Source organism: Streptomyces cyanogenus, assembly GCF_017526105.1.
In the GTDB taxonomy this organism is placed as follows: domain Bacteria; phylum Actinomycetota; class Actinomycetes; order Streptomycetales; family Streptomycetaceae; genus Streptomyces; species Streptomyces cyanogenus.
The window spans coordinates 3468925-3478808 of record NZ_CP071839.1; the positions used below are offsets into that span (position 1 = coordinate 3468925).

Sequence of the window (9884 nt, forward strand, 5' to 3'; positions counted from 1 at the left end):
TCGCCGTGGATGGGCCCGGCCTCGACGGCGATGGCCCCTGGCACGGGAACGGGAACGGGAACGGGAAGGGGAAGGAGAAGGGGAACGGGCGACGGGAACGGGCGAGGATGACGGTCGTACGACCCGCCGCCCCCTCGCGCCGCCGCCGGGGCAGCGGCCGGGCCGACTCGGGCCCGGATGACGACCGTCCTGCCGGCGCGGCAGCCGCCCCGCCGGCACCAGCTCCCGCACATCCTGCGGCGACGTGCCCCGCGGGGCACGTCGTACCGCTGGGTGGAGTCCCGCTCCGTGTGGATGCCGCCGCTCCCCTCCAGCCCCTCGCTCACCCGCAGCGAGGAGAACAACTGCGCGGGGCCCAGCGGGGCCACGTCGTACCGCTCGGCAGCATCCCGCTCCATACGGATGCCGCCGCCCCCTCCAGCCCCTCAGCCGGAGAACGGCCCGGCGGGTTCAGCGGCGGGTGCGGAGGACGATGAAGGCGCCGGCGGCCACACCCAGCAGGGCGGCCAGGGCCGCGAGGAGGCCGTGGGCGAGGTCCGGGCCGGTGCGCGCCAGCTCGCGCGCCCGCTCCCCGGCGTCCTCCGCTTCCCGGGCCAACGCCAGGGAGGAGTCGTCCTCGGCGTCGGTGTCCGAGGCGTCGTCCGGCGTGGTGCCGGACGGGGCGGTCGGCACGCCCTCGGTCCGCTGCGCGGTGCCGGCCTCCTGCGCGCCCGGCGTCTCCTGCGCGCCCCCGGTCTCCTGCACCTCCTCGGCCTCCCGCGGTTCCTGCTCTCCTTCCCTGCCGATCCCGAAGCGGTACGTGTTGGACTCCCCTACCCACTCCCCGTCCTGCCCCCGCCGCTGGACGACGGCCGCGTTGGCGGTGACCTCGCCGGCCACGGTGTCGGAGGGGAGCGCCAGCCGGACCCGGACGCTGACGGTCTTGCCCGGCGGCACGGTGAACCCGGGGAAGCCGGTGCCGTCCAGCACCCCGACCAGCTCCTGCTCGTCGGTGGTCTCGAAGGCCACCGGCCGGGGCGTGGAACCGTCGTAGAAGTCCAGCTGGGGCTGGTCCGGCCGCAGGGAGCGCTTGTCGTCGACGAGGACCACCACCGGGTGAACGCCGGCGCAGGCCCGGCGGGTGGTGTTGGTGAGGTCGATGTACCAGGTGCCGAAACCGCCGCCGGCCTCGTAGGAGGCGGGGCCGCCGCGGATCCGGGTGGCCAGCGGGAAGCTCCGCGCGTCGGCGGCGGCGCAGGAGGGGGGCGTCGTCGTGTCGGCGGAGGCGGTGTCCGGCGACAGGGGGGCGAGGACGGGGACGACGGCTGCGGTGGCGACGGCTGCGGTGAGGCGGAGGGACGGGGACGGGGGCGTGCACAGTCGCATGAACACATGACCATGCCGGGTGGAGCGGGGGACGGGGGGCGCCGCGCCGGTGGTGGGGCCGAAGTCTGCTCGATCAGCGGAGCGGTGTGGGCTGGGCCGACAGCACCGTGCCGGTACGGGCCGTCGTGACCGTGCGGGTCCGCGGTGGCCGGTCGCGCAGTTCCCCGGGCCCCTGGGATGTTGCAGTGCCGCCGGCATGAGAAGCACCGCCGCCGCGGACCCGGCCGCGGGCAGCCGTACCGCCAGGGCAGCACGGATGGGCGGAGCAAGACCCGCAAGCCCCCGTGAGCGAGGTTCGGCGTGCCCCGCCACAGTGCGCGCCGTCACGCCTGCCCCCGCCCGAACAACGGTGCCAGCAGCAGCTGGGCGGCTCCCTCGGCCACCACCCGCTCCCCCCGCGGAGCGACCCGTACCGGAACGGCGGCCTCGGCCGCGCCCTCCCGGCGGGCCCGCGCCCCCAGCACCTCGCTCACCCCGCGCACGTACACCTCGGGCGCCCCGGCCACGGTCCGCCCCCCGAGCAGGACCACGTCGATGTCCAGCAGCCCCACGAGGTTCCCCGCGGCGACCCCCAGCACGCGCGCCGCCTCGGCCACCTCCCCCCGCGCCACGGCCCCGAGACACAGCACCTCCACGCACCCGCGGTTCCCGCACTCGCACAGCGGCCCGTCCAGCTGGAGGACCTGGTGCCCGAACTCCCCCGCCCCGGTCCGCGCCCCCCGGTGCACGCTCCCGCCGATCACCAGCCCGGCCCCGAGCCCGGTACCGAGGTGCAGGTAGGCGAAGGAGTCCCCGGCGGCGCCCTCCTCGCCGCCGACCGCCAGTCCGAGCGCCGCCGCGTTGGTGTCCTTGTCCACCACCACCGGCACCCCGAGCCGTTCCGCGAGCGCGTCCCGCAGCGGGAAGCCGTCCCACTCGGGGAAGCCGGTGACCCGGTGCAGCACCCCGCGCGCATGGTCCAGGGGTCCGGGCAGCGCGACGCCCACGCCCAGCAACGAGACGGCCCGGGCGAGTTCTCCCTCACCCGGTGCGCCGGCCCCCAGCCCCCCGGCCACCCTGCGCACACCCGCGCAGACCGCGCCCAGCACGGCTTCCGCCCCCGCCCCGAGATCCAGTTCCCCCCGCCGCTCCGCGACCACGGTCCCGTCCAGGTCCACGAGCACCACCCGCAGTTCGTCGCGGTCCAGGTGGACCCCGACCGCGTGCCCCGCCTCCGGCACCAGCCGCAGTACGGTCCGCGGCTTGCCCCCGGTCGACGCCCGGCGGCCGGCCTCCGCGGCGAGCCCCTGCTCCCGCAGCCGTGCGGTGATCTTGCTGACGGCCTGGGGGGTCAGTCCGGTGCGCTCGGCGAGCTCCAGCCGGCTGATGCCCTCGGCCCCGGCGTCCCGCAGCAGCCCCAGCACCAGCGCGGTGTTGTGGCTGCGCAGCACCCCGAGGTTCGCCCCCGCGGACCCGCCGCTCCCAGGTCCCGTCCCCGTCGTCGCCGTGCTCACCCTCTTCACACCCCCCATTGTCCGCACCGCTTGCACTTTCGCAACAGCGTTGCCAAAGTGGAGGGCATGACTGCTACCCCCCTCCGCGTCGGCCTGATCGGCTACGGCCTCGCCGGCTCCGTCTTCCACGCCCCGCTGATCGCCGCCACCGAGGGCCTCGCCCTGGACACCGTGGTCACCTCCCACCCGGAGCGGCAGCAGCAGGCCCGCGCCGAGTTCCCCGACGTCCGGCTCGCCGCCGGCGCCGAGGAGCTGTTCGACCGCGCGGACGACCTGGACCTGGTCGTCGTGGCCTCCCCGAACAAGACGCACGTCCCGCTGGCCACGGCCGCCCTGAAGGCCGGCCTGCCGGTGGTCGTGGACAAGCCGGTCGCCGGCACCGCCGCCGAGGCCCGCGAGCTGGCCGCTCTCGCCGAGGAGCGCGGCCTGCTCCTGTCGGTCTTCCAGAACCGCCGCTGGGACAACGACTTCCTGACCCTCCGCCGGCTCCTCGCGGACGGCGAACTCGGCGACGCCTGGCGCTTCGAGTCCCGCTTCGAGCGCTGGCGCCCCCAGCCCAAGGGCGGCTGGCGCGAGTCCGGCGACCCCGCAGAGATCGGAGGTCTGCTCTACGACCTCGGCAGCCACGTCGTCGACCAGGCCTTGGTCCTCTTCGGCCCGGTCACCGAGGTCTACGCCGAGACGGACGTCCGCCGCCCGGGCGCCGAGACCGACGACGACACCTTCATCGCGCTCACGCACGCGAGCGGCGTCCGCTCCCACCTCTACGTCTCCGCGACGGCCGCCCAGCTCGGCCCCCGTTTCCGGGTGCTGGGCTCCCGCGCGGGTTACGTCAAGTACGGCCTGGACCCCCAGGAGGCGGCCCTGCGCGAGGGCAGCCGCCCCGGCACCGTCGCCGACTGGGGTGCCGAGGACGAGTCGCTGTGGGGCCGTATCGGCTCCGGCGAATCCCCCCTGTCGGGTGGCGGCACCCCCGTTCCGACCCTGGCGGGCGACTACCCCGCCTACTACGCGGCCGTCGCCGCCGCTGTGCGCGGCGCAGGTCCCAACCCGGTGAGCGCCCTGGAGGCGGCCGCCGCGCTCGACGTACTGGAAGCGGCCCGCAGGTCCGCCCGAGACAAGGTGACGGTGACCCTCTGATGCAGCACACGCAGATCACGCCCCGGTCGACACCCGAACTGACGCCGAGCCTGGAGGAGCTGGAGGCCCAGGAACGCCGGCTGGTCTTCCGGCAGTTCACCCACGAGGACGCCTGGGCCCTCGGTTCCCTGCTGGTGGAGCTGGCCCGGGAGCGCCAGGCGCCGGTCGCCATCGACATCCACCGCGCCGGCCAGCAGCTCTTCCACGCCGCCCTGCCGGGCTCCTCCCCGGACAACGACGCCTGGATCGTCCGCAAGCGCCGGGTGGTGGAGCGCTACCGTGCCGCCTCCTACCTGGTCGGGGCCCGCTTCCGCGCCAAGGGCACGACCTTCGAGGAGGCCTCCCGCCTCGACGCGGACGAGTACGCCGCCCACGGCGGGTCCTTCCCCATCTCGGTCGAGGGCGTGGGCGTGATCGGCGCGGTGACCGTCTCCGGCCTGCCTCAGCTCCAGGACCACCGGCTCGTGGTGGAGGCGCTGGAGGAGTTCCTCGGCCGTTCGGCCGACTGAGCGAACGGCGGGAATCACGGCCGGGTGCCCTCCGGTTGGCAGTGTCGGACGACGTGATGATCACGTCACCGCACACCACCGGAGGGACGCACCCGATGACCACCTCGCTGAAGGAGACCACCGGCCGCTACGGCGTCTGGAGCGTCGAGCTGCGCTCGGACGACCCGGCCCGGCGCGGCGAACTGGACGAGGCCGCGGCCGAGCTGGAGGAACTCGGGTACGGCGCCCTCTGGTTGGGCGGCAACAGCACCGCCGACCACGCGGCCCCGCTGATCGGCGCGACGCGCCGCATCGTCGTCGGCACCAGCATCCAGAGCGTCTGGCAGCAGGACGCGGCCACGACCGCGGCCGCCTTCGCCGAGGTGGAGACGGCCCATCCCGGCCGCTTCGCACTGGGCCTCGGTGTGAGCCACGGCCCTCTGGTGGAGGGCTACCACCGTCCGTACACGGCCATGACCGGCTACCTCGACGAGCTGGACAAGGCGGGCGTACCCGCCGGCCGTCGCGTGCTCGCCGCGCTGGGCCCGAAGATGCTGGGCCTGTCCCGCGACCGCGCGGCCGGCGCGATCCCCTACCTGGTCACGCCCGAGCACACCGCGCAGGCCCGCGAGATCCTCGGCGAACAGGCCCTGCTCGCCCCGGAGTTCAAGGTGGTCCTGGAGGCCGACCCGGCCCGCGCCCGGGAGACGGCCCGCGCCTACCTGGCCCGTTACCTCGAACTCCCCAACTACACCAACAACTTCCTCCGCCTGGGCTTCTCCGAGGACGACATCGCCGGCGGCGGCAGCGACCGCCTCATCGACGCGGTCTTCGCGTGGGGCGACGAGACCCGGATCCGCGAGCGCGTCAGCGCCTTCCACGAGGCGGGCGCCGACCATGTCGCCCTCCAGGTCGTGACCGCGGCCGACGGCAGCGTCCTGCCGAGGGAGGAATGGCGCCGGCTGGCCTCGCTGCTCGGGTAACCGGTCCGGCTTCGGGTGGCGCGGGGCCGCATTCGACATGCGGCCCCGCCGCGCGGGCGCGACCGGCCGAGAACCACCCGCAGCCGGCGGCGATGCCGCAGTTCCCCGGCGCTCCCGGCGGAGCGCCTACGCGTCCTTCAGTTCCTGCCGCTGCCGCCCGAGCCCCTCGATCTCCAGCTCGACCACGTCCCCGGCCCTCAGGTACGGCTTCGGCTCGGGCCGCCCCATGGCCACCCCCGCCGGCGTGCCCGTGCTGACGACGTCCCCGGGGTACAGCGTCATGAACCGGCTGAGGTACCGCACGACCTCCCCCACGGGGAAGATCTGCTCGGCCGTCGTACCGTCCTGCTTCAGCTCTCCGTTCACCCACAGCCGCAGCGGCAGCCGCTGCGGGTCCGGGACCTCGTCGGCCGTCACCAGCCACGGCCCCAGCGGGTTGAACGTCTCGCAGTTCTTGCCCTTGTCCCACGTGCCGCCGCGCTCGATCTGGAACTCCCGCTCGGAGACGTCGTGCGCCACCGCGTACCCGGCGACGTGCGCGAGGCCCTCCTCGGCGGAGTCCAGGTAGCGGGCCGTACGGCCGATGACGACCGCGAGTTCGACCTCCCAGTCGGTCTTCACCGAGCCGCGCGGCACCAGCACCGTGTCGTGCGGCCCGATGACCGTGTCCGGCGCCTTGAGGAAGACCACCGGCTCCGGCGGCGCCTCGACACCCGTCTCGCGGGCGTGGTCGTGGTAGTTGAGCCCGATGCACACGATCTTGCCGATGCGGCCGAGCGGGGGGCCGATCCGGAGTCCAGCCGCGTCCAGCGCGGGCAGCTCACCGGACGCGGCCGCCGCCCGCACCCGGTCGAGCGCGGTGTCGTCGGCGAGGAGCGCGCCGTCGATGTCGTCCACGAGGCCCGACAGGTCCCGCAGGGTCCCCTCGGCGTCGAGCAGCGCGGGGCGCTCGGCCCCTGCCGTACCGACTCGCAGCAGCTTCATGGTCACAATCTCCCTCGATCGCGGGCGCCCCGCCGACGGGTGCGGCCATCGGAGGACTGGCTGATCCTCCAATTCGCCCGTCCAGTCCGCAAGACCATGTTCACGTACTGGACCGTAACGGGACGGCCCGCGCCGCTCAGCGGGACAGCAGCGCCTGTTCCGCCGCGCTCCAGGCGGTGCTGGTGACGACGTACAGCGCGGCGGCGAGCGGGACGACCGCCACGGTGACGAGGGTGAAGAAGGACAGGAAGGGGGTGACCCGGGTGACCGCGGCGAGACCGGGCACCTGGTCGCCGGCGGCGGCCGGGGCGGACTGTTCGGCGATCGTCCGCCGGGCGCGCCGGAAGTTGACGGCGGCGACGGCCGCGACGACGGCGAAGAGGCCGAGGTAGACGACTCCGGCCGGGCCGAACACCCCGCCGTCCGCCATCGCGTCCGCCCAGCGTCCGCCGAGCGGTGCCGCGAACAGCCGGTGGCCGAGCAGGGCGTTGTCCTCACCGCCGATCGTGGAGCTGGAGAAGAGGTGGTAGAGCAGGAAGAAGGCGGGCACCTGGAGCAGGCTGGGCAGGCAGCCGGAGCGCGGCGAGACCTTCTCCTCGGCGTGCAGTTCCAGCACCGCCTGCTGGAGCCGCTGCGGGTTCCCGGCGTGCTTCTCGCGCAGTGCGGTGATTCTCGGCTGGAGCGCGGCACGGGCGCGCCGGCCGCGGGCGGCGGCCCGGGACAGCGGGTGGACGAGGAGCCGTACGAGTGCGGTGAACAGGACGATCGCGGCGGCTGCGGCGGAGGCGTGGAAGAGCGGGGTGAGCAGGTCGGCCAGGTGCTCGACCAGACGGGCGAAAACGGACATGGGTGAGCCCTCCGGGGGTCTCGTCGTGCCGAAAGGAGCGGAGAACGGCATGACGACCCGCGCGGGGTCACGCGCTGAGGAGATGCGAGGACGTGCCCTACGCGGCGGTCGCCGGACCGGCGTGCCCGGGCGCTCTGGGCCGCCGCCGGCCGGGCGCGTCGGGATCGCGCTGGGGCAGGAAGGCCGTACGGCGGGCCCGGTCGCGTATCGCCGTGCGGACGCGGGTGGGTGGTACGGCGGGCACGCTGCGTGCGGCCAGCAGGGCGCAGGCGGTGAGCGCGGCGGCCGCGGTGGCGGTCGCCGCGAGGGCGACGGCGGTGGTGAGGCCGCCGGTGCCGAGGAGCGTGGTCTGGAGGACCAGCAGCTGCGCCAGGAGCAGCAGGAGGGCGAGGGGGCGCGCGACGGCGACACGGCCGGCCATCAGCACTCCCCCCCTTCGCGAGACGGACGGCCGCTCGACCGTCTGTCGTATGACTGCCCGTCGTATGACTGCCTGTCAGTCTGCCAGGTGCACCGGATCGGTCACCAGGGGCTCCAGCAGCCGCTTCGGCCGCAGCAGCGCCCTGCTGACCGGATCCGCCGGGGCGGAGTCCAGTTCCGGCCCCGGCACCATGACAACGTCCGCGACCGGCACGAGAGTTCCGCACTCCGCGCACTTTCCGGACGGCTCGACGTCCCCTCCGCAGTCCGCGTGCCGGAAGGACCGCAGCCGGCTGCCGTCGACGTGTTCACGGCCCCAGCGGCCGAGGGCGCGGAGCACGGGCCAGAGGGCGGCACCGCGCTCGGTGACGACGTACTCGTCGCGGGGCGGGGCCTCCTGGTACCGGCGCTTTTCGAGGATGCCCTCCTCGGTGAGCGTCCGGAGCCGGGCGGAGAGGACGGCGCGCGGGATGCCGAGGTGGACGAGGAAGTCGTTGTAGCGCCGGACGCCGTAGATCGCGTCGCGGACGACCAGCAGCGTCCACCGCTCGCCCACGACCTCGAGCGCCCGGGCGATCGAGCACTCCTGCGTCACGTAGTCCTTGCCCAGTGCCATGCCATCCACTGTAACCATCGACCACCTGCGGGTTCAGTGAACGAACCGACGGTGCTACGGTGGGCGGCGGACCTAGGTTCAATGATTGAACCGATTGTGGCAGACCCCGGCGGACCCGACCGGGGCCCCGGAACGACAGGACAGGCCATGACCCGGCTCGACTCCGCCACCACCCCCGCGGCCGTACGCGGTGCCCCCGCCCCGGACATCCCCGTACGCCCCCGCGCCACCCTCGCCCTGACCAGCGCGGCCACCGCCGTGGCCCTCATGACCTACACGGCCCCGATGGTCACGCTGCCGGACACCGCCTCCGCCCTGCACACCCCGCTCTCCGCCCAGGCCTGGCTGCTGAACGGCGCCCCCCTCGGCCTCGCCGCGCTCCTCCTGGTGGCCGGCAGCCTCGCCGACGACCACGGCCGGCGCCGGATCTTCCTCTCCGGCACCCTGGCCCTCGGCCTCACCACCGCCCTCGCCGCGTTCACCACGTCGACGTGGCAGTTCACCCTGGCCCGCATCGCCCAGGGCGCGGCCTGCGCGGCCCTGCTGGCCAGCAGCCTCGGCCTGATCGTGCACGCCTTCCCCAGCCCGCGCGGCCGGCTGCACGCCACCGGCGTGTGGGGCGCCTTCGTCAGCGGCGGCATCGCCGTGGGCCCGCTGCTCGCGGGCGCGCTGCCGAGCTGGCGGGCGGGCTACGTCGTACTGGGCGCCGCCGCCCTCGTCGTGGCCGCGCTCGGCACCCGGGCGCTGGCCGAGTCGCGCGCCCCGCGCGGCGGCCGGCCGGACGTGCTGGGCGCTCTCACCTTCGGACTGGCCCTGGTGGCCCTGGTCGCGGCCCTGACCCTGGGCCGGGACGGCTGGCTGCGCGCACCGGTCGGCCTGTTGTTCGCGGCGGCCGTCGTGCTGGTCGCGGTGTTCGTCGCGGTGGAGCGCCGGACCGGCACCCCGATGATCGACCTCGCCCTCCTGCGCCACGGCCGCTTCCTGGCCTCCTCCGCGGGCGGCCTGTTCACCGGCCTGGCCGTGATCGGCCTGTTCAGCTTCCTGCCCGCGCTGCTCCAGCAGGCACTGGGCCTCTCCCCGCCGGCCACCGCATGGCTGTTCCTGCTCTGGTCCGGACTGAGCTTCGCCGTCGCCCTCCAGGTCAAGCACCTGGCCGGCCGGGTCGCCCCGCGCACCCAGCTCGCCCTCGGCTTCGCCCTGCACACGATCGCCATGGCGGCGATGCTCGGCGCGGTCGGCTCCGGCTCCTGGCCCCGCCTGCTGCCCGGCCTGATCGTCGGCGGCGTCGGCAGCGGTCTGCTCAACGGCGCGCTGCCGCTGCTCGCCGTCGAATCGGTGCCGCCCCAGCGGGCCGCGATGGGCTCCGGCGCCCAGCAGACCTTCCGCTACGTCGGCTCCTGCGCCGGCGTGGCCCTGACCATCGCCGTCGCCACCTCCGCCGACGGGCCGGCCCGGGGCGCGAACCTCGCGCTGCTGGTGTCGGCGGGGCTCGCGGTGGCGGGCGCGGTGAGCGTGCTGGCGCTGCGGGAGCGGGCGTGAGGGTGGCCG

The 9884-nt window shown here is 75.0% G+C and carries 10 protein-coding genes; 4 read left to right on the plus strand and 6 right to left on the minus strand.

Annotated elements, in window-relative coordinates; all coding sequences use genetic code 11:
- Positions 1-450: 450 nt before the first annotated feature.
- Positions 451-1365: a hypothetical protein gene (locus tag S1361_RS15530; RefSeq protein WP_208032442.1), complete on the minus strand. Its 915-nt coding sequence runs from the start codon at positions 1363-1365 to the stop codon at positions 451-453.
- Positions 1366-1688: 323 nt separating this feature from the next.
- A complete protein-coding gene (locus S1361_RS15535) occupies positions 1689-2876 on the minus strand; it encodes an ROK family transcriptional regulator (RefSeq protein WP_425086629.1) in 1188 nt (395 codons plus the stop codon).
- 48 nt (positions 2877-2924) lie between these two features.
- On the opposite strand from S1361_RS15535, the gene S1361_RS15540 reads away from it, so the two are divergent.
- The 3 genes from S1361_RS15540 (at position 2925) to S1361_RS15550 (ending at position 5469) form a co-directional block, all read left to right on the plus strand.
- Positions 2925-3998 (plus strand): Gfo/Idh/MocA family protein, encoded by a 1074-nt coding sequence (locus S1361_RS15540; RefSeq protein WP_208032444.1) that lies wholly within the window; start codon positions 2925-2927, stop codon positions 3996-3998.
- Positions 3998-4507 (plus strand): heme-degrading domain-containing protein, encoded by a 510-nt coding sequence (locus S1361_RS15545; protein WP_208032445.1) that lies wholly within the window; start codon positions 3998-4000, stop codon positions 4505-4507. Before S1361_RS15540 ends, S1361_RS15545 begins: the two co-directional genes overlap by 1 nt.
- 95 nt (positions 4508-4602) lie before the next feature.
- Positions 4603-5469, plus strand: a complete 867-nt coding sequence (locus S1361_RS15550; protein ID WP_208032446.1) for an LLM class F420-dependent oxidoreductase — start codon at positions 4603-4605, stop codon at positions 5467-5469.
- Between the two features lie 126 nt (positions 5470-5595).
- Here the strand turns inward: S1361_RS15550 and S1361_RS15555 are convergent, their stop codons facing one another.
- From S1361_RS15555 to S1361_RS15570, 4 genes are all read right to left on the minus strand, one after another.
- Complete coding sequence (locus tag S1361_RS15555; protein WP_208032447.1) at positions 5596-6453, minus strand: fumarylacetoacetate hydrolase family protein; 858 nt, start codon at positions 6451-6453, stop codon at positions 5596-5598.
- Between the two features lie 136 nt (positions 6454-6589).
- Positions 6590-7300, minus strand: coding sequence for a YidC/Oxa1 family membrane protein insertase (locus S1361_RS15560; RefSeq protein ID WP_208032448.1), 711 nt, complete (start codon positions 7298-7300; stop codon positions 6590-6592).
- Between the two features lie 97 nt (positions 7301-7397).
- The gene (locus tag S1361_RS15565; RefSeq protein ID WP_208032449.1) at positions 7398-7721 is read right to left on the minus strand and encodes a DUF6412 domain-containing protein; all 324 of its coding nucleotides are present in this window, start codon (positions 7719-7721) and stop codon (positions 7398-7400) included.
- Between the two features lie 75 nt (positions 7722-7796).
- Entirely contained in the window at positions 7797-8345 is a 549-nt protein-coding gene (locus S1361_RS15570) for a winged helix-turn-helix transcriptional regulator (protein ID WP_208036614.1), read from the minus strand.
- A gap of 138 nt (positions 8346-8483) precedes the next feature.
- On the opposite strand from S1361_RS15570, the gene S1361_RS15575 reads away from it, so the two are divergent.
- Entirely contained in the window at positions 8484-9875 is a 1392-nt protein-coding gene (locus tag S1361_RS15575) for an MFS transporter (RefSeq protein ID WP_208032450.1), read from the plus strand.
- The last annotated feature ends 9 nt before the right edge of the window (positions 9876-9884 follow it).